We start from the raw sequence: 21,383 nt of genomic DNA, 5'->3' as shown, positions 1-21,383 counted from the left end.
AGGCCCGCGGCGGACAGCCCCTGCCCGCGTCCGCCCCTCACTTCCCCCAGGGCGACTCTCCGAAGGGCCACATGCCGTGAGGCGCCCCGCCGGTCACCTCGGGAGCTGCCGGTCTGCTCGGGAACCGGTGGGGGCGCCACTGCCGAGAGCCCACGACCGGATGTCGCGGTAACGGATCGGCCCGCGGCTGCGGCCGGCATTGCTGCCGACCAGGTGCAGGCGTTCGGCGGGCCAGGGCAGACCGGTGAATTCAGCCAGCCCCTCAGCGATCTCTCCCGCCGACGACCGATCTCCTCGGCGGGCACGCGCCAGCGTCAGATGGGGGCGCAAGGGCCGCTCTTCGAAGACGATCCCGCAGTTCTTGACCGCGGTACGCACGTCGTCGGCGAGCATGTGCAGGGCATCGAGGTCTCCGTCGACTCCGCTCCACAGCACGCGGTCGTCGAAGTTTCCGCTGCCGCGCAGGAACAGGGGGATCGGCTGTCGCCCGGCAGCGAGTTCGGCGAGCGGCGCTTGCAGCAGCAGCGCCGTCTCGGGCGGCAGCTCTCCGAGGAACGCCAGAGTGATGTGCCAGTCCTCCACCCGGTTCCATCGCATCTGCGGATGAGTGCCGTAGGCGGAGTGCAGTTCCCGGGCCAGTTCCTCCTTGGCGTGGTCGGGCGGCGCGAGGGCGATGAACACGCGAACGGTGGCGGGCCGGGTCTGATCGGTCACAACGCAATTCCTGTCGGGGCGGCGGGTCGCTTTCCAGGGACGATACGAGGGCGGAGGACCCGGAGCCTCGGCGCGGGTCGGTCGCGGCGGCCGTGCCGGCCACCGCGGCGGCGATCACGACCGGCGACGGCGCAGCCGCGCTCGCCCCGGGCGACCCCGGCGCGCCCCTTCGTCGACCGGTGGGACACCCCTGCTGCCGCGGACCTCCGGCCGCAACACCGGATCGTCAGGCCGCCGTCGGCCCCGGGGTCCCGCAGACAAGCCGCCAGGCTTCGGTGAACGACATGGGGAGCGTGCCCGGCAGCAGTCCGCCGCGGATCAGGCCCGGGTGAAGGAACCCGGCCGACGGGTCGCCTGAGGCCGGCACCTCGCGCAGACGGACGACCCCGGGCAGCCCGTCGCGTACGGGGTCCACGGCAGGAAGGCCCGGGTACGTCCATGCCGGGGCGGCGCAGACGGTGTCCGCGACCGTCTCGGCGTCGTAGGGGCTCATGGCGTCCCACGCGGTGCGCGGACGACCGTGCTCGGAGGTGCCGGGCCGGACCCGCGGAGGGAACCCCGGCGGCAGGATCGCGTTCGCCGGGTCGAGGGCCGGATCGCGCAGGCGGGTCGCCGGCATCCGGGTCTTCAGCGCGACCGTGGCCTGCCAGGTGCTTCACGGCGGGGGCGGGCGGGCGCCGTGCTGCTCCGCCCGGGCCGTGGCGATGCGCTCCGCTGCGCGGGTGAGGTTGCCCGGCTCCCACACGTTCGCGGGATCCGCGGGCATCACGTCGGCGAGCGGGGCGGGCCGCGCGTCGTCGTTCAGCATCATCGACACGGCACTGGCCGCTACGAGTTCGCCGCTCCGGAAGCCGATCGCGATCTGTTCGTGCTGGTCGAGGACAGGCTCGTACCAGCCGTGCGCGCCGGAGTCGCCGCCCGGGACGAGGTGCGCGGCGGGGCGGCTCGGCCTCGAAGCAGAGGATCTTGCGCGTCGCCGGCAGATGCAGACCGAACGAGACGCCCCGGTGATCAGGGACGGTGAACGGCGTCGTCCCGGCGGGGCGTCCGGGCCGAAACGGCAGGCAGGAACAGCGAACGGTGTCTGCGCCCACATCCCCGGGGCGGCTTCCGCCCAGGCGCCGTCGGCGTACAGCGGCGGCCTTGGTGACGGCGGGACCTGTCGGGGCCGGTTGTGCTCGCGGCTGACACCGGACGACCGGTGAAGGCGTCGGCCTCCACCGGTCACGTCCGCTGGGAACGGCAGCGGGGTCGACGATCGAGTCAGGATCAGGCCGGCGTCCCGAAGACCTGGACCGCGCGGTCGCCGGAGACTCCGACACCGGTGTCGGTGAAGGAGCACCTCAGCATGTCCGCCCTGTGTGCGTCGCTGTTCAGCCAGCCGTCGACGTGGGCCCTCGAGGAGTCGTAGCCCGGTCCGGAGACGTTCTCACCCCAGGAGCTCCAGTTGTAGCCGGCCTTGTCGATACGGGCTTGTGCGCCGAGACCGTCGGAGCCGGTGTGGCCCGTCAGGTTGTTCGCCGCCATGTCGTCGGCGTGCTCCTGGGCGGCCTTGGTCAGTTGGGGGTTGACCTTCAGGGCCGGGCAGCCGACCTTCGCGCGTTCGGCGTCGACCAGGACCAGGATCTCGCCCGGGGAGGTCTGTTGTACGACAGGGAACCGAGGGAACGGTCACTGTGGCGGCGCCCGCGGTGGCTGCACCGCCGAACGCCAGGAGCGGGGTCGCGCAGACGGCGACGGTTATCCGGCGTATGCGACGAATCCTCATGGGCATGACATTCCCTTCGTCGTTCGGCAGTGATGCGCAGAACGTGGGGGAGGGGTGATTGTCGAGCACGGTCTTCTGGGCGAGCCGGGCCTGCCTCCCCGTCTTCGATCACTCTTCCCTCCATGCTGGACGCATTGGGCCATTCGTGCGCTTCGGGTCCCGGCGGCCCGGTGGTGAGGCGGAAGCGCAGCTGGTCACGGGGTTCGAGGCGGTGCAGCGGGTGGCCACGGGCCACTGGTCGGGCCGGGCGGCGATCGTGGGGCACGACTGTCCGCGTCTGATGCCGGAGCCGATTGTCCCGCCGGCCCGTCCCGAGCTGATGAAGGGTCTCGCCGGCCGGTCGGAGGTACTGAACGAGATGCTGCGGGTCATCCCCTTCCGTGAGGAGGTCGGACCACCGGCCGAGTCGGACAAGTAAGTCAAGCCTTACCTTTGGGGAGATCCGGCTGCATAGTGGAGGGCCGAGTCGAGAGGACGGCTGTCGTTGTCGCAGTTCGATGAGAGTGCCGCAAGCCAGATCGAAGTCGAGCAGGCACACGTGGCCGCCGTGTACGGGCTGCTCGACGAGCGCGAGGCGGATGTACGGGCCGAGCTGACGAACGTGGTGGGATCGTCGGCCGACAGCGCGGGCGAGGTGTACGCGCGCGATGTGGCCGCGGAGCGACTGGCGCGGGAGCTTCGCCGGCTCGAGGATGCCGAGGAAGGACTGGTGTTCGGCCGGATCGACGGCGCGGACGGAACAAGTCTGCACGTCGGGCGCCTCGGCCTGCACCTGGCCGACCGGGACCTGCCCCTGCTCGTCGATTGGCGGGCGGACGCGGCGCGGTCCTTCTACACGGCGACGACCATCCACCCGATGGGGTTGCGGCGGCGCCGTCACCTGAGGACCGACAAGCGTGCGGTACGAGCGGTGAGCGACGAACTGCTGGACGGATCCGCACCTGCGGCCGACGACATCGTCGGCGACGGGCCGTTGACGGAGGCGCTGGAGGCGCGGCGCACGGGGCGGATGCGTGCGGCGGTGGCGACGCTCCAGGCGGAGCAGGACGCGATCGTCCGATCGCCGCATCAGGGGGTGACGGTGGTGCAGGGCGGACCCGGCACCGGCAAGACCGTCGTCGCACTGCACCGTGCGGCCTACGTCCTCTACGCGTTTCCGCGGATCGCCGGTCGCGGGGTCCTGGTGCTCGGACCGAACGCACGGTTCCTCGACTACGTGTCCCAGGTGCTTCCCTCGCTCGGCGAGAACGACGTCGTCCTGGCGACGTGCGGGGAGCTGGCCGGGACGGTTCCGGAGGCGACGGAGCCGTGCGAGGTCGCCCGGCTCAAGGGGACTTCTCCGCTGGCCGAGGCGCTGGCGGGCCTGGTGCGCGCACGGCAGGCACCGCCGAGCGGCGCGTTCGCGGTCAGAGTGGGGCAGGAATGGGTCCGTCTGACGGGCACCGAAGTCGCGACGGCGACGGCAGCGGCGGTGGCGAGCGGCTCGGCGCACAACCGGGCGCGGAAGGTGTTCAAGGAACATCTGGTCGACGCGGTGGCGGCCACGCTGAAGCGCGGCACGATCGAGGCCCTCGAGAACATCGACGCCGAGATCACCGCAAGTACGGGCCTGGATCTCGACGCCGCGGCCGCGGCCGACCTGCGGGCACTCGGCTTCGACGGCGACACCCCGGCCGCGGGTGCGACCGAGGCCGGGGGGTTCGACGTGGAAGCCCTGCGGGACAGTCTCAGGGGAGACGCGCACGTCGACCAAGCGGTGGAATCGCTGTGGCCACGGCTGACCTCCGAAGCGGTCGTGCGGGCCCTGCTGACCGAGGCCGACACGCTGGCCACGCACCTGCCCTCGCTCACCGACGACGAGCGTCTGCGCCTGCTGCGCTCTCCCGACGCACCGTGGACCGACGCCGACGGACCACTGCTGGACGAGGCGACCGACCTGGTGGACGGGCCGCCGGAGCGAGCGTTCGGACACGTCGTCGTCGACGAGGCCCAGGAACTGACCGCCATGCAATGGCGGATGGTGCTGCGCCGGTGTCCGGCCAGGTCCATGACGCTGGTGGGCGACTTCGCCCAGGCCGGCCCCGCAACGGCGGTCGGCGACTGGTCGCAGGCGCTGGGCCCGCACATCGGCGGTCGATTCGCGCTGCACACGCTGACCGTCAGCTACCGCACCACCGAGGAGATCCTGGCGACCACCCACGACCTGCTCGCCCGGATCGCCCCGGGACAGACCCCCAGCCGGTCGATCCGCCACGGCGACCGTCCTCGCGCCCTCACCGCATCCCCGCACAGCCTCGCCACCACGGTGACCGGCGAACTGCGCGCGCAGGCCGCAGTACACCCGGGTGACCTGCTGGCCCTGATCTGCGCCGATGCCCGGGTCGCGGACATGGCAGCCGCCGGTGTCACCCAATGGGCACGCCTCGTGCCGGCGTCCGAGGCCCGAGGCCTGGAGTTCGACGCAACCGTCGTCGTCGATCCGGAGGAGATCGCCACGGCCCGCCCCAGCGGCGAACGCGACTTGTACGTCGCTCTCACCCGTGCCACCAAGAGGCTGTGCACGATCACCGTCGACGTCCCGTCGCAGTACGCTTCATGATTCTTCGGGGCAGGCACAGTTGATGCGGAGCCAGATGACGAGTGCGGCGAGGGTGACGGTGCCGAGGTAGATGTGGGCCCGTTTCTCGTAGCGTGTGGCGACGGCGCGGAAGCCTTTCAGGTGGTCGATGGCTCGCTCGATGGTGTTGCGTTTCTTGTAGCGCTCGCGGTCGAACCCGGTGAGCCGCGAGAACTGCGGGCATGACGGTGTCCGCGCTGGTCGAACCGTTCGGGGATGGTGTGCGATATTCCGTGTCGTCGCAGGTAGCGGCGGTGTTCGCGGGACGTGTGGGCCTTGTCGGCCAGGACATGGTCGGAACGCCCAGCTCATTCTGGAACAGTCGGTAAGCCTTTCTCTCCCGGCAGCCGGCCGCAGCGCCGACCGTCCCTGCCTGCTGCAACCAGGACCTTGCCGGCGGCGGAAGAGGGGATGCCCAAGTCCTCTGGTGACAGAACTGTCACACTGCGAGGCACAACTGGCTGCCGGGTCGATGGGTCTAACTGCGCATGACGACGGCACATTGCCTGACCACGGCACATTGCCTGACGGCCGAGCGCAGCGACACCGCGCAACACACGCACCCGGGGGACTCGTTGAACACCTTTGCACGCAAGGCCCGTACGTCGGTCGCCATTTCGGGGACTGCCCTGTTGCTGGCCGCCGCAGGCTTGGGCCTCGCGCCCGCCGCTTTCGCGGACGAGTCGCAGCCGCCCACGCTGGCGGTCGCCACGGCCGCGCCGACGGAGGTCGGACTGGCCGGCCTGCCGGTCGCCTTCACCACCAAGGTCTCCAACACCAGTGCCTACGACGCCTCGTCGACACGGCTGAGCTACCGGATCGACGGCGGAGCCGGCCTGCCGTCGAACGCCGTCAGCCTCCAGTACCAGCTCAGCGGCACGGAGTGGAAGACGGTGCCCCTGACGTACGCCGACGGGAAGTTCTCCGGGGAGGTTCCTGAGACCTTCCCGCTCGCCGCGGGCCAGTCCCGCACCGTGCAGCTGCGCATCGGGGTGCCCATGGGCACCCCGCACAACGGGGACAGCGACGGCGGGACCCAGCAGCTGAAGCTGACCACTCTCGTCTCCCACGGCGCCTCCGGAGCGGCCTCCGGCACCGACGACGACACCATCAAGGTCGACGGCCTCAGCACCGCGCTGTCCGGGGTCCCGGCGACCGTGACCGCCGGCGGCCCTGCCGTCGGTTTCGAGGCCACGGTGACCAACCCCACCGCGTCGGGGTACGAGAACGTCACCGACACGCTGATCACCGACAAGTACGCCTCCGTGCAGGTGCTGCGCTCCGGGACCTGGAAGACCCTCACGCCGGTCACCTCGGACACCGAGGCCGACGTGTACGGATTCGACGTGATCGGCAAGGACGCCTCCCTCGCCGCGCACAGCACCACGGTCGCCAAGGTCCGGGTGACGTACCGCAAGGACACGCCCACCGGAAAGGCCACCGTGCGGTCCTGCGTATTCGTCAACCAGGGGTCGACCCCGTTCCGCGGCACCACGTTCTGCGGAGAGAGCGCGACCTTGACGGTGCTCGCGGCGAACTCCACCGGAAGCACGTCCACCCCGACCCCGACCGCTTCCGCCTCCGCCTCCGCCTCGCCGTCCTCCTCGGCCCAGACCCCGTCCGCGACCTCGGGCACCTCCGGGGCGGGCACGCAGCTGGCCGAGACCGGAGGCAGTGGGACGTCCACGATCGCCGCGGCCTCCGGCGCCTTCCTGCTGGCCGGAGCCGGAGCACTGGGCGCCGTGGCCCTGCGCCGCCGCACCCGGGCCTGACCCCGGACGCAGCCCGGGCACCTCCCGCCCAGCAGGACGGGAGGTGCCTCTGCTCGGCGGGAAGCGGATTCATCCCACGCCTGCCCCCGGCACCGGCGTCCCCTCCCGTGCTCCGAGGTCACACAGGAACTGCCCGTTCGAGGCCGGCACCCGAGTGGAGCAGGACCGTCAACCGCTCCTCCAGGGGACATCCGGCGTGAGCATCTCGTGGGTGCAGCGGCGCAGTCCGTCGATGTGGTCGACCGGGGGAATCCAGGGCACCCGCTGGAACAGCTCGCCGAGCTGGTCGGCACCGGGGTCGGTGAGGAGGACGCGAAGTTCGTCGGGGACGGGGTCGTCGACCAGGCACAGCCAGGCGAGGGCGGCGCCGACGCGCGTCCCGAGCAGCTGGGCGGCGTCCGACCACAGGGCCCGGGCCCACTCGGGAGCGTCCTCGTCCCGGTCCTCGCGCGCGAGTTGGGCGATCGCAAAGATCGGACTCACCCGGACCGCGGGATCTTCTTCCGCGGCCAGCCTGCTGTGCAGGGCGCTGGAGATGCGCGGTGTCCCGCCGGTCGCCGTCGCCACGACGAAGGCGGTGGCGGAGCGGACCTCGGGATCAGGATCGGGGAGGAGAGGGGGGATCTCCTCGCCCGGGCCGTGGAAGTGCGGGAACCGCCGCCAAGGGATCTCGTCGTACCTGAACCCGTCCTTGACCTCCCGCGGGATCGCACCCACGACCGTCCGCATGTCGTTATCCGTGCCCACCCACGCTTCCGGACACCTGGCCCAGCGGTCATCCTCCACGGCCTGGCCTTCCGGCGGACGGGACCTGGCGAATGCTGCTGTCGAAGGTGCAGGCCGCCGAGGACGCCGCCGGCCGGGACGGACGCGACGGCGGCGATCGCCCGTGCCGGCTCGCCCGCGTCGATCGCCGCCCTCGCCGGTCACGACGACGGTCCGGCCCGCGGGGGAGAGAGCCGCCGGGCCGGGTTCCCGGCGGCGAAGGTCCCGGCGTACCAGGCGCCGAGTACGACGATGCGGTGCTTCATGGCGTTGCTCCTGTCTCGTTCGGGTGTTCCTCGGACGAGACGGCGCCCCGATTGCCGACAGAAGCCGAATGCGACGCCGGTCGCCGGACGCGGAGCAGCGGCTGAGCCTCCCGCAGGCGCTCGGGCCCCGGCGGGCGGACGGGTCAGCGCAGCCCGGCGAAGAGGTCGTTCTCGGGCACGGCCGCGCCGGTGGTGTCCTGGACGCGTACGAAGGTCTCGACACCCATCAGCTCGGTGAACCTCTCCCGGCCCATCTTGAGGAAGAAGATGTTCTCGCCCTGGCTGGCGTGCGCGGCCAGCGCGTCGAACTTCTGAGCGCCGAAAGCGGAGGTGTCCACCCAGGTGGTGATCTCCTCGTCGGGGAGCCCGATCTCGGCCATCGCGGCGGCCTCGGCGGGATCCGGCTCCTGCCGGTCCGCACCGAACTCGCGCATGGTCTCCCCGAACCGCTGCATCATCGAGCGGGGCGCGGTCGTCCAGTACACCTTCGGTGTCGGCGCGGTCATCGCGAGCGCCGCCATCGTGACACGGTTGGCCTGGATGTGGTCGGGGTGGCCGTAGAAGCCGTTCTCGTCGTAGGTGACGACCACATCGGGCCGATAGCGCCGCAGCAGTTCCGCGAGTCGGGCGGCGCCCTCCTCGACGGGCGTACGCCAGAAGGATCCTGGGGCGTCGTTGTTCGGCCAGCCCATCATCCCGGAGTCGGCGTAGTCCAGTGTCTCCAGGTGAGTGACCTTCAGGACTTCGCAGCTCGCCTCGAGTTCGCGACGCCGCATCGAGGCGACGGCCGCCGGATCGTGCCCGGGCTCGCCCGGCTTGACGCCCCCCGGTCCGTCGCCGCAACCGCCGTCGGTACAGGTCACGAGGACCGTGCGGATGCCCTCCGCCGCGTAGCGGGCGAGGACGCCTCCCGTCCCCGTGGCCTCGTCGTCGGGATGAGCGTGTACCGCCATGAGCGTCAAGGGCCGGTCGTTCATGAAAAAGTCCTCCGGTGTGAAAAGGCTGCTGTCCGAACTCGGGGCGGACAGACGGGTGGCCGCCCCGGTATCGGGTGGCCGGACGTACCCGGCCCGAGGAACCGGGACCGCCTGCGGCGCACGACCTTCCGGTATCCCTGTGCTCCGCCCGCGCGGCCCCGTCCCTCGACCGGTGCAACAGCGCCGGACGGACCGGCTGTTCCCGCCGTGCCCGAGAAGATCTCTGGACGGTCGAGTCCGACGATGCCGGAGATCCGGCTGACACGCTCGGGGACGGCGGCCGGGGCGATGCCGGCGTGGGCCTGGCCGGCGACGGTGCGGCAGGCGATCAGGACGGTGAGAGCGCCGGAGTCGCAGCAGGTGATGCCGCCGAGGTCGACGACGGCACGCCGGGCCCGCCGTCGGCCGGCCGGGCGCACGCCGGTGGTTGTCACCCTCGTGCGCCCGGCGGTGACTTCATGCCGGAGCAGGCCGCAAAGCCTCCGGATCCGAGCGGAAGGTCTGGCGCAGCTCGCCCAGACCTCGGATTCGGCTGACCAGGACGTCGTCGGGGCCGAGGAAGCGCTGCGGCACCCGACGGTTGCCGACGCCCGAAGGCGTTCCCGTGAAGATGAGGTCGCCCGGGTGGAGCGGGCAGACCGCGCTGATGAACTCGATCAGCCGGGGAACCGAGAAGATCATCTCGCTGGTCCGGGCGGCCTGGACGCTCTCGCCGTTGAGCAGGCACTCGATGGCCAGATCGTCACGGTCGGCGAGCTCGTCCGGGGTGACCAGGGCAGGTCCGGTCGGGCCGAAGCCGGGATAGGACTTGCCCAAGGAGAACTGGGCAGGCTTGCCGGTCAGTTGCAGCCGCCGTTCGGACAGGTCCTGGCCCACGGTCAGGCCGGCGACGACCTCCCATGCCTCGGCGGCCGGGACACGGTGGCAGGCTCGGCCGATCACGGCCACCATCTCCAGCTCCCAGTCGACGTTGCCGTCGGGCAGTTCGACCTCGGCGTGGGGGCCCGTTATGCACGAGGGGAACTTGGTGAAGAGCAGCGGGATCTCGGGAGCGACGTAGCCCGCCTCGGCCGCGTGCGGCCGGTAGTTCAACGCGACGGCGAACACCTGCCGGGGACGGGGAACGGGCGCGTCGAGGTCGGTTTCGCGGTAGGGCGTCGCGGCGGGCAGTTCTGCCTGCCCGGCCCAGGCGACGAACTCGTCCCACTCGGTGAGGAGTCGCATCGGGTCGGAGCCGAAGCGGCCGTGGGAGGCGGTGGCGATGTCGACCGCCCCGTCCCCGACGAGGAGGACGGCGCGGTCGGCCAGCGTGGCGAGTCGCATCTGGCTCTCCTCAGTTCGTCGGACCGTAGAGGTCGGTCGAGTACGGCTCGCTGTCGTGCGCGTCCTTCCAGGCGATCACCGGATTGCGCAGGGTGCCGACCCCTTCGATCTCGGCTTCGATCCGGTCACCCGGTCGGAGGTAGAAGTCGAAGGGGTCGGGCTGCACCGCCGCGACCCCCGAGATCGTTCCCGTGGTGACGATGTCGCCGGCGCTGTAGCCCTGCGCCGAGTGGTAGGCCACCAGGTGCGGGATGGAGATCACCATCTGCCGTGTGTTGCCGGCCTGCCGCCGCTCGCCGTTGACGCGCAGCTCCATGGCGAGTGCCTGCGGGTCGGGCACCTCGTCCTTGGTGACGATCCACGGGCCGACGGGGCAGAAGGTGTCGATCGCCTTGGAGAAGGAGAAGACGCCGGACTGCATCTCACGGCGTTGGATGTCGCGGGCGGTGATGTCGTTGAAAACGGTGTAGCCGGCGATGTAGTCCTCGGCTTCCTCCGGCCCGAAGAACTTGCCGCTCCTGCCGATCACGATCGCCAGCTCGAGCTCGTAGTCGAGCTCATCGGTGAGTCCCTCGGGGTAGACGATCGCCTCGTCGGGGCCGATGATCGCGTCGACGTTCTGGAAGAAGACGATGCCCTTGTGCACCGGGTGCGACCAGTCGACGGCGGTCAGTTCGTCGTGGTGGTCGGTGAAGTTGCCGGCCGTGTGGAAGAACTTCTTCGGCACGATCGGCGCCCGCAGACGTACGTCCGCGAGGGCGAAGCGCCGGCCGGTCTCGCCGACCTCGCCACCGCGCTCGAAGTAGTCGCGCATCGACGGAACGTCGAGTTCCACCACGTCATCGCCGTCGAGGCGGCCGACCTGGCCGTTGTCGAAGGTCACGAGTTTCATGCGGGGTCTCCTGGTTGTCCGACGCGGAAGACGCGCAGCTGGAGCGCGAGCGTCGCGTAGTAGCCCACCAGGGTGGTGAGCTCCACCACCGCCTCCGTGCCGTTCAATGAAACGGCGCGGCCGAAGAGCGCGTCGTCGACGTCGCCGCTCGCCACCAGCGCCGTCACGAGATCGGCCGCGGCCGCTTCCGCCGGGTCGCTCAGCTCCGGTGCCGTGCCGGAGCGGATGGCGACGAGCTGGGCATCGCTGAGGCCGACCGCTCGGCCGATCGGCTCGTGGGCGTACCGCTCGAAGGCGCAGTCCCAGTGCGCCGCGACGATCAGGACGGCCGTCTCGCGAACGCGGTCGCTCAGCGTGGAGCGGTACCTGAGGGCCGATCCGAGTTCCTGCAACGAGGATCCGACGGCAGGGGCGTACAGCATCGCGTTGAACGGTCCGTTCAGACGTCCTTCGCCGTCCGTGAGGGAGAAGAGCTGCGGACCGTTCGCTCGGGGGCCGCCGGCAATGGCGTCGTAGAGGACACGTTGTGCGGCGTCCAGTTCCTGGGGTGTGAGGCGGGGGAGGCGGGTCATGCCCCCACCCTGCGGCGGACGCCGGGCCGTGGCGACGGGCATGCCGGGCAATGGCATGCCGGTCCCGACGTGTGCCGGTGAATGAAACACCTGTAGTGCGCGTCACCCGGGCCGCCTTGGATGCTCGGCATGACGGATTGGCTCGGACTTCATGATCGCGCTGCTCTCGTCGCCGGTGCCGGTGGCATCGGCGCGGCGGCCGCGCTGGCCCTCGCCCGACAGGGCGCGCGCGTGGTGGTGGCGGATGTCGACGAGGAACGGCTGGCCGGACTGACGGAGCGGGCCGCCGAACTCGGCGTGAGCCTCGACACGCGGGTCGCCGACCTCACCGACGCCGAGGACGCCCGCAAGGCCGTCGCCGGTGCCGCCGCCGCGCTGGGAGGCCTCGACGTCTTCCTCCACGCCGTCGGGACGAACGACCGGCGGCCCGCTCTGGAGACGCCCGACGAGGTCTGGCAGCGGATCATCGACGTGAACCTCAAGAGCGCGGTCTGGACGGCGCAGGCGGCGGGCGCGCTGATGGTCGACACAGGGTACGGCCGGATCGTGTTCGTCTCGTCCGTCTCCGGTCTGCTCGCCCACGCCCATCACGCGCCGTACGCCGCGACCAAGGGCGGCGTCAACCAGCTCTGCCGGGTCATGGCCCGTGAGTGGGCGCCCCACGGGGTCACGGTCAACGCGATCGCACCCGGCTACACCGAGACCGATCTGACGCGCGCCTACCTGGACAGGCCCGGCATGCGGGAATCCATGGTCGGCCTGGTGCCGGCCGGCCGTCTCGGCACGGCCGACGACCTGGTCGGACCGCTCCTCTTCCTCAGCTCCGCCCGGTCCGCGTTCGTGACGGGCCACGTCATGTACGTCGACGGCGGCCGAACCCTTGTCTGAAAGGCAGCACTTCTCATGACTTCCCCCCAGCGATTCGCCGACCGGGTCGTTCTGGTCACGGGCGCCGGCACGGGCCTCGGTGCCGAGATCGCCGTCCGTGCCGCGCAAGAGGGCGCAGACGTCGCGATCCACTACCGCAGCTCCGAGGCCGGGGCCCGCCGCACCGCGGAACGGGTCGAGGCGGAAGGACGCAAGGCCTTCCTGGTCAGGGCCGACATCGTCGAGTGGGCCCAGATCAAGCGCATGGCCGACGAGGTGTGGAACCACTTCGGCCGCCTCGATGTCGCCGTCAACAACGTGGGCGACATGGCCAGCGAGCAGATGTCCTGGCGGGAGATCACCGAAGAGGCCGTCGACCACACTCTGGCCGTCGACCTCAAGGGCACCCTGATGTGCACCCACGAATTCGGCTCACGCATGCTTGAGCAGCCCGAAGGGGGCGCGATCGTCAACGTGGGCTCGACCGTCGTGGTGCGCGGCAGCGCCCGCGCACCTCAGTACGCCGCCGCCAAGTACGGCGTCCTGGGCATCACCAAGTCCTACGCACAGGCGTTTGCGCCCAAGGTCCGGGTGAACACCTTCGCGCCGGGCTTCATGGAGACGGAGCGGATGCTCGGCAGGGAGGACTACAGGACCGGCCGGGGAGACAAGCTGCGGGAGATGACACCGATGCGCCACATCCCCAGGCCCGAGGAGGTCGCCGGCGCGGCGCTCTTCCTCGCGACACCCGACGCCACCCACATCACCGGCAGCTACTTCGTGGCCGACGGCGGCTACAACATGATCGGAGCCTGACATGACTGCCCAGCGCGTCCTCTTCGTCAACGGTGCCGTCTTCGACGGATCGGGAGAGCCGGCGTTCACCGCCGACGTGGTGGTCGAAGGCGACACGATCGAGGCCGTGGTCGCCGGAGGCGGCGTGGCGGCGCGGCCGGGAGACCGGGTCGTCGACTGCGCGGGCAGGACGGTCATGCCCGGCATGGTCGAGTCCCACTGCCACCTGACCTTCCCTTCGGCGGTCGGGCACATCGATCCGACCTTCAACCCGCCGCTGGACGTCAGCTTCTTCCATCACATGCCGACGCCGGACGAGCACCTCGAGATCGCCGAGCGCAACGCTCGCATCCTGCTCGACCAGGGCTTCACCAGCGCCTATTCGGCGGGCTCGCTCACTCCGGTACCGACCGAGGTCATCCTGCGGGATCGGATCGAGGCCGGTGCGGCGGTCGGACCGCGGATGCGCGCGGCGTCCTTCGAGCGGGACAACAACCCGGTGCGGATGGGTCCCGACGGCCCGCAGGAGCAGAAGACCGGTCCGGACGCCGTACGCGAGTTCATCCGCGAACAGGCGGCTCTCGGCTTCGACAGCGTGAAGCTGCTGATGAGCAACGACGACGTCTTCTTCGCCGGCGGCTCGATGGTCACGCAGTACAGCGCCGAGGAGGCGCGTGCCGCCGGTGAGCAGGCCCGCGAGTCCGGAGTGTGGCTCAACTGCCACGCCCAGAACCCCGAGTCCATCAAATTGGCCGTCACCAGCGGCTTCCGCTCGATCTACCACTGCTCCTACGCGGACGAGGAGGCCGTCGACCTGCTCGACGAGGCGAAGGACTCGATCTTCCTGTCGCCGGCGGTCGGCATCATGTGGGCCAATGTCCACGAGGGCGAGGAGTTCGGTATCGACCCGGCGACGGCCGAGAAGATGGGCTCGGCGAAGTCGCTCGAGGCGATGGCGCGACTCTATCCCGAGCTGCGCAGGCGCGGTCTGCGCGTGCTGCCCGGTGGCGACTACGGCTTCCCGAACAATCCGATCGGCCGCAACGCCCGCGACCTCGAGCTGTTCGTGAAGCTCTTCGGCTACACCCCGCTCGAGGCGCTCAAGGCCGCCACCCTCTACGGCGGTCAGGTGCTCGACATGCCGGTGGGTCACCTCGTCCCGGGCCACCTGGCGGACGTCCTCGTCGTGGACGGCGACCCGACCCGGGACGTCACGGTGCTCCAGGACGCCGACAACCTTCTCGCCATCATGCAGGGCGGCCGCTTCCACAAGCGGGCCGGCCAGCTCGCGCTGTCCGTCGCATGAGGAGCTTTTCCGGCGTCGAGTACGGCGCGGTCCCGGGCTTTCGTCCGCTGGAGCTCGATCTGCACGTGCCCGAGCTCTCCGCCGACGAGGCGGAGTCCGGGGTGGCGGAGTCCGGGGTGGCGGTCATCGTCCACGTGCACGGTGGCGGGTGGCGACGCGGCTCGCGCCGCCACCCGCTGCCCCGCCTTCGGGAGGAGTTCTACCCGGCGATGGTGCGCGCGGGCTTCGCCGTCGCCGCGGTCGACTACCGCCTCAGCGGCGAGGCGACCTATCCGGCGGCCGTCGAGGACGTCCGGGCCGCGGTGGCGGCGGTCGCCGGACTGCTGGCCGAACACGGGGTGGGCGCGGGCCCGGTCTTCCTGTGGGGTGATTCGGCGGGCGGCCACCTCGCGTTGCTGGCGGCGCTCACCGGCGCGGAGGTGGCCGGTGTGGTGGCCTGGTTCCCGGTGACCGACCTGGCGGCCATGCCCGGATCGTCCGACCCGCAGACGCGCGAGGCCCTGTTCCTCGGTGCTCCCACCGGCGCGGTGCCCGAGCTGGCACGCGAGGCGAGCCCGATCACCCACGTCCGCGCCGACGCGCCGCCGATGCTGGTCGTGCACGGCGACAGCGACACGATGGTGCCGTACGGTCAGAGCACGACCTTCGTGTCCGCGCTCATCGCGTCGGGCGGCACCGCCGAACTCGTCCTCGTGCCCGGCGTCGGCCATTTCTGGGACGGTGCCGAGGACCCGTCGGCCATCCACCGACAGGCGATCCGGTTCCTGAGCGACCTGGCGGAGGCATGAGCCATCCGTTGCTGCCGGGCTTCAACCCGGATCCCAGCGTGGTGCGGGTGGGAGACGACTACTTCCTCGTCACCTCGTCGTTCGAATACCTTCCGGGGCTTCCGGTCCATCACAGCACCGACCTGCGCAACTGGCGTCGGATCGGGCACGTGGCGACCCGTCCCGAACAGGTCCGGCTCGACCACGTGCCGACTCCGGGCGGTGTCTGGGCTCCGACACTGCGGTACCGGGACGGCGTCTTCCACCTGATCGTCACCGTCTTCCTCGGCGGCCGCGGCTGCGTCGTGTTCACCGCGACGGACCCGGCGGGCCCGTGGAGCGACGGCGTGCCGATTCCGGCGGTCGACGGCATCGACCCCGATCTCGCCTGGGACGAGGACGGCACGGCGATCGTCACCTTCGCGCGTCACCCCGACCCGATCCAGCAGGTCCGGGTCGACCTCTCCACGGGGGAGGCCCTGGAGGCGCCGCGGGCGGTCTGGCGGGGCAGCGGGCTGTACTCCCCGGAGGGGCCGCACCTCTACCAGCGGGGCGAGTGGTGGTACCTCGTGGTGGCCGAGGGCGGCACCGACCGGGGCCACGCCGTGACGGTCGCCCGCGCACGGCGTCCCGAGGGCCCGTTCGAGGGCTGCCCGGCCAACCCCGTCCTGACGGCTTCAGGCACCGGTTCGCCGGTGCAGAACCTCGGTCACGCGGACCTGGTCGAGACCGATCGGGGCACGGCGCTGGTCTGCCTGGGCGTCCGGCCCGTGGGACTGGCCAAGTCGTTCTCCCCGCTCGGCAGGGAGACCTTCCTGGGGACCGTCGACTGGGTGGACGGCTGGCCGAAGGCCCGACTGGCCGACCTGCCGCCGTCGCCACCGGAAGAGGTCGACTACGACTTCACGACGCCGTCGGCGCTCCGCGACCCCGAGTGGATCGCGGTGCGCCGGCCGGCGGCCGAGTTCGCCCGGACCGTCCCCGGCGGGCTGCTGATCTCCAGTGCCGCAAGCACCGGGCTGGACGGACCGCGCCCGGCGTTCCTCGGCCGCAGGCAGCGGCACCTGGCGGCCACCGTCAGCGCGACGTTCGACGTCCGGGCGGGGACCGGCGGCCTGGCCCTGCGCAATGCGGAGGACAACGCCGTCGCGCTGGAGGCGCGTGCGAGCGCCGCGGGAGTCGAGGTCACCGCGCGCGTCGTCGTGGCCGGCTTCGACCGGAGCTGGCACGCGACCCTGCCGACCGGCGAGGTCGAGCTCACCTTCGCGATGACGCCGCCGCCCGCCGACTTCTCCGCGGGCGCGGTCGGCGGCGACCGGATCCGCCTGACCGCCCGGTCGGCCGGCACCGAGGTCACCCTGGCCGAGCTCGACGGCCGGCACTGGTGCTTCGAGACGGCCAAGGCGTTCACCGGCCGTGTGGTCGGCCCCTTCGCGAGCGAGGGCGACGTGATCGTCCGCCGGCTGCGCTACACCGCACGCGCCTGACGTTTCATTGAACGGCACGGCGCAGTGACCGGGAGCACGGCTTCCGGAACCCTGCGATCCATGCCGATTCATCCCGAAGTTCTCAGGCGATTGAAACTGATCGAAGGCGCGCCCGACATGCGGGCCTTCTTCGAGGATCCGCAGTACGCCGAGCGGCGTGCGGCCTACCGGTCCTGGGCCGACTACGAGGCGCCCGACATCCCCGTACGCGACACCACGGCGCCGGGTCCGCACGGCCCGGTGCCGGTAAGGGTCTACGGGGAACGTCCCGGTGCGGGCCCGCGGCCGTGCCTGGTCTGGATGCACGGCGGGGCCTTCATGATGGGCGACCTCGACATGCCCGAGGCCGACTGGACCGCGCGCGAAGTGGCCGTCCGCGGCGACGTGGTCGTCGTCTCGGTGGACTACCGGCTCTGCCGGGACGGGGTCCACCACCCGGTGCCGCACGACGACGTGGTCGCGGCGGTGCGCTGGGTCCGGGAGAGCGCCGCCGAACTCGGTGTCGACCCCGACCGGGTCTCGGCCGGAGGCGCGAGCGCCGGAGCCAATCTGGCGGCCGGCGCGGCGCTGAGGCTCCGCGACGAGGACCGGCGTCCCCTCGCCTGTCTGGTCTTCGCCTACGGAGTGGCCCACGCGGTCCTGCCGGCTCTGCCGCCGGAGTATCTCGTGCTGATGGACGAACTGCCGCAGGAGATGCGGATGCCGCCCGCGACGCATCGGTTCTTCAACCACAACTACCTCGGCGGCCCGCTCAGCGGGGCCGACGGCTACGCGTTCCCGATCCTCGGCGACCTCCGCGGCTCGTGTCCGACGCTGGTGCTCAACGGTGAGTACGACGACCTGCGGGTCTCCGGCGAGGGGTTCGCGGCGGCACTCGCCCGGGCGGGTGCCGACGTCCGCCAGGTGCTGGTGCGCACGATGCCGCACGGCTTCTTGAACTGGGCGGCCACCCTGGAGCCCACGGCGAGGGCTCTGGATCTCATCGCCTCCACCGTGCGCCAGGCGGAACGGATCACGGCATGAGCATCCCGAACTTCCTTGCCGTCGAGCATCTCGGAGCCTGCCCGCTCGGCCTCGGCGAACGCTCGCCGCGGCTGTCATGGCGCCTTCCGGAGGGTACGGCGGCGCAGGAGGCGTACCGGATCCGTGCCGAGATCGACGGGACCGAGCACGACACGGGCTGGATCGAGGGCGGCGACGGCGTACTGGTCGCCTGGCCGTTCGCGCCGCTGGGCTCGGCGGCCGAGGTCGCCTGGCGGGTGCGGCTGCGGACCGATCTCGGCGAGTCCGCCTGGTCGGAACGGGCCGTCTTCGAGACCGGGCTGCTGGACGAGGGGGACTGGTCCGCCGACTGGATCCGCCCCCGGGAGCCCGAGGTCGCCCCGGCCGGTCGGCGCCCGGCCTACGCGTTGCGCCGCCGGTTCGTCGTCGACCGGCCGGTGCGCCGGGCCCGTCTCCACGCGACCGCGCACGGCGTCTACGAGACGTTCCTCGACGGCACGCGCGTCGGCGACGTCGAGCTCGCACCCGGATACACCCACTACACCCGTCGCCTGCCTGTTCAGGCCTACGACGTCACGGCCCTCCTCGTGCCCGGAGAGGTCACGCTCGGCGCACTGCTCAGCGACGGCTGGTTCCGTGGCCAGCTCGGCATCTTCCGGGCCGCGGACCAGTGGGGCGAACGCACGGCGTTCCTGGCGCAGCTGGAGGTCGAGTACGTCGACGGCGGTGTGACCGTGTTCGGCACGGACGCCGGGTGGGAGTGGCGGGTCTCGCCCCTGATCCGTGCCGACCTCATCGCCGGCGTGACCGAGGACCGGCGTGGAGGGGGTGGGGAGAACGATCCGGACGCCGGATGGGCCCCGGTGGAGGTCGTCCCGCTCGGCTACGGGACGCTCGTCTGGTCCCCGGCTCCACCGGTCCGCCGGATCGAGGAGCTGCGCCCGAGGTCCGTCACCCGGGTCGGGGACCGCCAGGTCGTCGACCTGGGGCAGAACATCAACGGCTGGGTCCGACTCGAACGGCTCGGCCCCGAAGGCACCGAACTGACCCTGACACACGGCGAGGCGCTCGGCCCGGACGGCGACGTCACCACCGAGCACCTGAAGCCGGCCGTGCCCTTCCTGCCCGAGCCGCTTCCGGCAGGACAGATCGACACGGTGCTCTCCGCGGGCCGGGCCGGTGACGCCTTCGAGCCGCGGCACACCACCCACGGCTTCCGGTACGTCCGGATCGAGGGACATCCCGAGGAACTGAGCCCGGCGGATCTGACCGGTGTGGTGGTGCACACCGACCTGCGCCGCACCGGCTGGTTCTCCTGCAGCGACGAGCGGATCAACCGGCTGCACGAGGCGGCGGTATGGAGCTTCCGCGGCAACGCCTGTGAGATCCCGACCGACTGCCCCCACCGGGAGCGCGCGGGCTGGACCGGCGACTGGCAGCTGTACGTGCCCACCGCCGCCTTCCTCTACGACGTCGCGGGCTTCTCGGCGAAGTGGCTCGCCGACGTCGCCGTCGAGCAGTGGGAGGACGGCACCGTCGCCAACATCTCCCCCCACGGTCCGATGGAGGGCCGGCAGGGTCCGACGGCGCGGCTGCAGGGATCGGCCGGCTGGGGTGACGCCGTCGTGATCGTGCCGTGGGAGCTCTACGGCGCCTACGGCGACGAGCGGATCCTGGCCGACATGTGGCCCACCATGGTCCGCTGGCTCGAACGCAGCGAGCGGATGGCGGCCTCGGGCAGGCATCCGGCCCGCACGGGGCCGCGGGCCCCGCACGAGCGGTACCTGTGGGACACCGGATTCCACTGGGGCGAATGGCTGGAGCCGGGCAACGACGTCGACGACTTCGGTGTCTTCCTGGCTGCTGACAAGAGCGATGTCGCGACGGCGTACTTCGCGCACTCGGCGCGGCTGATGGCGCGGATCGCGCAGGTGCTGGGCCGACCCGCCGACATGGTTCGCTACCGCGAACTCGCGGAGCGGGTCACCGCCGCCTGGCGGGCCGAGTTCGTCATGCCGGACGGCACGCTGCGCCCGGCCACCCAGGCCAACCTCGTGCGCGCACTCGCCTTCGGCCTGGTGCCCGAGGAGCATCGGGCCACGGTCGTCGCCCAGCTCGTGGAACGGATCCGGGCGGCCGGGACGCATCTCGCCACCGGCTTCCTCGCGACGCCCCTCCTGCTGCCCACCCTGGTCGAACACGGCCGGGCCGACCTGGCGTACGAGTTGCTGCTCCAGGACAGCCCGCCCTCCTGGCTGCACATGATCGACCGCGGCGCGTCCACGATCTGGGAGCGGTGGAACGGCATCGACGACGACGGCGCTCCGCACGAGTCGCTGAACCACTACTCGAAGGGCGCGGTGATCAGCTTCCTGCATCGCTGCACGGCGGGTCTGCGGCCGCTGGAACCCGGGTACCGGCGCTTCCGTGTGGCGCCGGTGCCGGGCGGCGGCCTGACGTCCGCCTCGGTGACGCTGGAATCGCCGTACGGGCGCATCGAGGCGGCGTGGCGGATCGCGGCGGAGGGATTCCGGCTCGAGGTCACCGTGCCCCCCGGGACCTCGGCGGAGGTCGCCGTGCCGGCCGGGGCGGTCCGGCTCCTCGGTCCAGGCAGGCACCTCGTCACCCCTTGAGGGGGCAGTTCAGACCATGGCCGCGCTCGGGGCGCCCAGGGCACGTGAGATGCCCTGGGCGGCGGTGCGCACCGCGTAGCTGAGCCGACGCGGCTGCGCTTCGCGTTCGGGAAGCAGCACGCCGATCGCGGCCACCGCCTCGTCGCTCTCGTCGAAGATCGGAGCGGCCACCGCCACCAGCGTCTCCAGTTCGGTGCGGCGGAAGATGGCGACGCGTTCCCTGCGCAGTTCCGCCAGGGTCCGGCGCATCGCCGCGGCCGGGATCAGCCGCTTGTCGGGCTCACTGTGCAGCGGACGGGAGAGGATCTCCTCCTGTACGTCGACCGGCGCGAACGCGAGGAGCGCCAGGCCCATGCCGGTCGCGTGCAACGGCATCTTGCCGCCGACCCGGTAGTGCACCTGGACCGCGCTGTGCGCCGACAGACGCTCGACCAGGGTCGCCTGGAGTCCCTCGCGCACCGCGAGCTGCACATGCTGACGTGTCACCGCGCCGAGGTCGCTCATGAAGGGCAGCGCGGTCTGGCGCAGGCCGTGCCCCCGTGGTGCCAGCGAGGCGATCTCGAGCAGACGCAGCCCGATCGTGTAGTAGCCGGCCTCGTCCCGTTCGAGGGCACCCCACTCCAGCAGGCGGCCGGCCAAGCGCAGCGTGGTGCTGGTCGGTATGCCGCTGATCCGGCTCAGCTCGCGAAGACTGAGCCGGCGCCGGGTCGCGTCGAAGGCCGCCAGCAGGGCCAGGGCCCGGTCGACGACGGGCTCGCCATGGGGCGGGCGCTTGCCCCTGGGCCGGGCGGGGGCGGCTGCGTCACTCACACGACACCTTTCGGAAACACGTTTCATTCAATGGCAATCATTGCTGACGG

Annotated in this window: 20 protein-coding genes; 10 read left to right on the top strand and 10 right to left on the bottom strand. The window is 71.4% G+C overall.

What is annotated here, in order from left to right; genetic code table 11:
- Positions 1-93 precede the first annotated feature (93 nt).
- The 4 genes from thpR to ACZ60B_RS09425 form a co-directional block, all read right to left on the bottom strand.
- Positions 94-714 (bottom strand): RNA 2',3'-cyclic phosphodiesterase, encoded by a 621-nt coding sequence (gene thpR, locus ACZ60B_RS09440; RefSeq protein WP_469385425.1) that lies wholly within the window; start codon positions 712-714, stop codon positions 94-96.
- Between the two features lie 226 nt (positions 715-940).
- Positions 941-1,333 carry a hypothetical protein gene (locus tag ACZ60B_RS09435; protein ID WP_469385424.1) on the bottom strand — a complete coding sequence of 131 codons (393 nt, stop codon included), beginning with the start codon at positions 1,331-1,333 and terminating at the stop codon, positions 941-943.
- A gap of 36 nt (positions 1,334-1,369) precedes the next feature.
- Positions 1,370-1,531 (bottom strand): hypothetical protein, encoded by a 162-nt coding sequence (locus tag ACZ60B_RS09430; protein WP_469385423.1) that lies wholly within the window; start codon positions 1,529-1,531, stop codon positions 1,370-1,372.
- Positions 1,532-1,983: 452 nt separating this feature from the next.
- Complete coding sequence (locus tag ACZ60B_RS09425; protein ID WP_469385556.1) at positions 1,984-2,331, bottom strand: CAP domain-containing protein; 348 nt, start codon at positions 2,329-2,331, stop codon at positions 1,984-1,986.
- 296 nt (positions 2,332-2,627) lie between these two features.
- Here ACZ60B_RS09425 and ACZ60B_RS09420 point away from each other — a divergent pair, with 296 nt between their 5' ends.
- From ACZ60B_RS09420 to ACZ60B_RS09410, 3 genes are all read left to right on the top strand, one after another.
- Positions 2,628-2,900, top strand: coding sequence for a hypothetical protein (locus ACZ60B_RS09420; protein ID WP_469385422.1), 273 nt, complete (start codon positions 2,628-2,630; stop codon positions 2,898-2,900).
- 66 nt (positions 2,901-2,966) lie between these two features.
- The gene (locus ACZ60B_RS09415; RefSeq protein ID WP_469385421.1) at positions 2,967-5,081 is read left to right on the top strand and encodes a HelD family protein; all 2,115 of its coding nucleotides are present in this window, start codon (positions 2,967-2,969) and stop codon (positions 5,079-5,081) included.
- A 593-nt stretch (positions 5,082-5,674) separates the two neighbouring features.
- Positions 5,675-6,871, top strand: a complete 1,197-nt coding sequence (locus tag ACZ60B_RS09410; protein WP_469385420.1) for a hypothetical protein — start codon at positions 5,675-5,677, stop codon at positions 6,869-6,871.
- Between the two features lie 168 nt (positions 6,872-7,039).
- Here ACZ60B_RS09410 and ACZ60B_RS09405 read toward each other — a convergent pair whose 3' ends face one another.
- From ACZ60B_RS09405 to ACZ60B_RS09385, 5 genes are all read right to left on the bottom strand, one after another.
- Complete coding sequence (locus ACZ60B_RS09405; RefSeq protein ID WP_469385419.1) at positions 7,040-7,600, bottom strand: hypothetical protein; 561 nt, start codon at positions 7,598-7,600, stop codon at positions 7,040-7,042.
- A gap of 445 nt (positions 7,601-8,045) precedes the next feature.
- Entirely contained in the window at positions 8,046-8,879 is an 834-nt protein-coding gene (locus ACZ60B_RS09400; protein ID WP_469385418.1) for a PIG-L family deacetylase, read from the bottom strand.
- 456 nt (positions 8,880-9,335) lie between these two features.
- Complete coding sequence (locus ACZ60B_RS09395; protein ID WP_469385417.1) at positions 9,336-10,202, bottom strand: fumarylacetoacetate hydrolase family protein; 867 nt, start codon at positions 10,200-10,202, stop codon at positions 9,336-9,338.
- Positions 10,203-10,212: 10 nt separating this feature from the next.
- Positions 10,213-11,094, bottom strand: a complete 882-nt coding sequence (locus ACZ60B_RS09390; protein ID WP_469385416.1) for a fumarylacetoacetate hydrolase family protein — start codon at positions 11,092-11,094, stop codon at positions 10,213-10,215.
- Entirely contained in the window at positions 11,091-11,666 is a 576-nt protein-coding gene (locus ACZ60B_RS09385) for a carboxymuconolactone decarboxylase family protein (protein WP_469385415.1), read from the bottom strand. Before ACZ60B_RS09385 ends, ACZ60B_RS09390 begins: the two co-directional genes overlap by 4 nt.
- Before the next feature lie 129 nt (positions 11,667-11,795).
- On the opposite strand from ACZ60B_RS09385, the gene ACZ60B_RS09380 reads away from it, so the two are divergent.
- Genes ACZ60B_RS09380 through ACZ60B_RS09350 form a run of 7 tightly spaced genes read left to right on the top strand, consistent with a single transcriptional unit; the run spans position 11,796 to position 20,523 of the window.
- A complete protein-coding gene (locus ACZ60B_RS09380; protein WP_469385414.1) occupies positions 11,796-12,554 on the top strand; it encodes an SDR family NAD(P)-dependent oxidoreductase in 759 nt (252 codons plus the stop codon).
- A 15-nt stretch (positions 12,555-12,569) separates the two neighbouring features.
- Complete coding sequence (locus tag ACZ60B_RS09375) at positions 12,570-13,349, top strand: SDR family NAD(P)-dependent oxidoreductase (RefSeq protein ID WP_469385413.1); 780 nt, start codon at positions 12,570-12,572, stop codon at positions 13,347-13,349.
- A 1-nt stretch (position 13,350) separates the two neighbouring features.
- Positions 13,351-14,634 carry an amidohydrolase family protein gene (locus ACZ60B_RS09370; protein WP_469385412.1) on the top strand — a complete coding sequence of 428 codons (1,284 nt, stop codon included), beginning with the start codon at positions 13,351-13,353 and terminating at the stop codon, positions 14,632-14,634.
- A complete protein-coding gene (locus ACZ60B_RS09365; protein ID WP_469385411.1) occupies positions 14,631-15,422 on the top strand; it encodes an alpha/beta hydrolase fold domain-containing protein in 792 nt (263 codons plus the stop codon). Before ACZ60B_RS09370 ends, ACZ60B_RS09365 begins: the two co-directional genes overlap by 4 nt.
- Complete coding sequence (locus tag ACZ60B_RS09360) at positions 15,419-16,888, top strand: glycoside hydrolase family 43 protein (protein WP_469385410.1); 1,470 nt, start codon at positions 15,419-15,421, stop codon at positions 16,886-16,888. The genes ACZ60B_RS09365 and ACZ60B_RS09360 overlap by 4 nt, the downstream gene beginning before the upstream one ends.
- A 60-nt stretch (positions 16,889-16,948) precedes the next feature.
- Entirely contained in the window at positions 16,949-17,911 is a 963-nt protein-coding gene (locus ACZ60B_RS09355) for an alpha/beta hydrolase (RefSeq protein ID WP_469385409.1), read from the top strand.
- A complete protein-coding gene (locus ACZ60B_RS09350) occupies positions 17,908-20,523 on the top strand; it encodes a family 78 glycoside hydrolase catalytic domain (protein ID WP_469385408.1) in 2,616 nt (871 codons plus the stop codon). Before ACZ60B_RS09355 ends, ACZ60B_RS09350 begins: the two co-directional genes overlap by 4 nt.
- 9 nt (positions 20,524-20,532) lie before the next feature.
- Here the strand turns inward: ACZ60B_RS09350 and ACZ60B_RS09345 are convergent, their stop codons facing one another.
- On the bottom strand, positions 20,533-21,333 hold the full coding sequence (locus tag ACZ60B_RS09345) for an IclR family transcriptional regulator (RefSeq protein WP_338017453.1): 801 nt from the start codon (positions 21,331-21,333) through the stop codon (positions 20,533-20,535).
- Positions 21,334-21,383: the final 50 nt, after the last annotated feature.

Source organism: Streptomyces sp. NPDC104096 (genome assembly GCF_055584385.1).
Note: the sequence above shows the minus strand (reverse complement) of the source record. Positions and strands in the feature narration are given on the sequence as shown.

Bases quoted from the DNA above. Each gene is read 5' to 3' on its own strand.
- ACZ60B_RS09380 (WP_469385414.1), top strand. From the start codon at position 11,796: ATGACGGATTGGCTCGGACTTCATGATCGCGCTGCTCTCGTCGCCGGT.
- ACZ60B_RS09375 (WP_469385413.1), top strand. From the start codon at position 12,570: ATGACTTCCCCCCAGCGATTCGCCGACCGGGTCGTTCTGGTCACGGGC.
- ACZ60B_RS09365 (WP_469385411.1), top strand. From the start codon at position 14,631: ATGAGGAGCTTTTCCGGCGTCGAGTACGGCGCGGTCCCGGGCTTTCGT.
- ACZ60B_RS09395 (WP_469385417.1), bottom strand. From the start codon at position 10,202: ATGCGACTCGCCACGCTGGCCGACCGCGCCGTCCTCCTCGTCGGGGAC.
- ACZ60B_RS09435 (WP_469385424.1), bottom strand. From the start codon at position 1,333: ATGCCGGCGACCCGCCTGCGCGATCCGGCCCTCGACCCGGCGAACGCG.
- ACZ60B_RS09355 (WP_469385409.1), top strand. From the start codon at position 16,949: ATGCCGATTCATCCCGAAGTTCTCAGGCGATTGAAACTGATCGAAGGC.
- ACZ60B_RS09400 (WP_469385418.1), bottom strand. From the start codon at position 8,879: ATGAACGACCGGCCCTTGACGCTCATGGCGGTACACGCTCATCCCGAC.
- ACZ60B_RS09390 (WP_469385416.1), bottom strand. From the start codon at position 11,094: ATGAAACTCGTGACCTTCGACAACGGCCAGGTCGGCCGCCTCGACGGC.
- ACZ60B_RS09360 (WP_469385410.1), top strand. From the start codon at position 15,419: ATGAGCCATCCGTTGCTGCCGGGCTTCAACCCGGATCCCAGCGTGGTG.
- ACZ60B_RS09350 (WP_469385408.1), top strand. From the start codon at position 17,908: ATGAGCATCCCGAACTTCCTTGCCGTCGAGCATCTCGGAGCCTGCCCG.
- ACZ60B_RS09385 (WP_469385415.1), bottom strand. From the start codon at position 11,666: ATGACCCGCCTCCCCCGCCTCACACCCCAGGAACTGGACGCCGCACAA.
- ACZ60B_RS09405 (WP_469385419.1), bottom strand. From the start codon at position 7,600: ATGCGGACGGTCGTGGGTGCGATCCCGCGGGAGGTCAAGGACGGGTTC.
- ACZ60B_RS09370 (WP_469385412.1), top strand. From the start codon at position 13,351: ATGACTGCCCAGCGCGTCCTCTTCGTCAACGGTGCCGTCTTCGACGGA.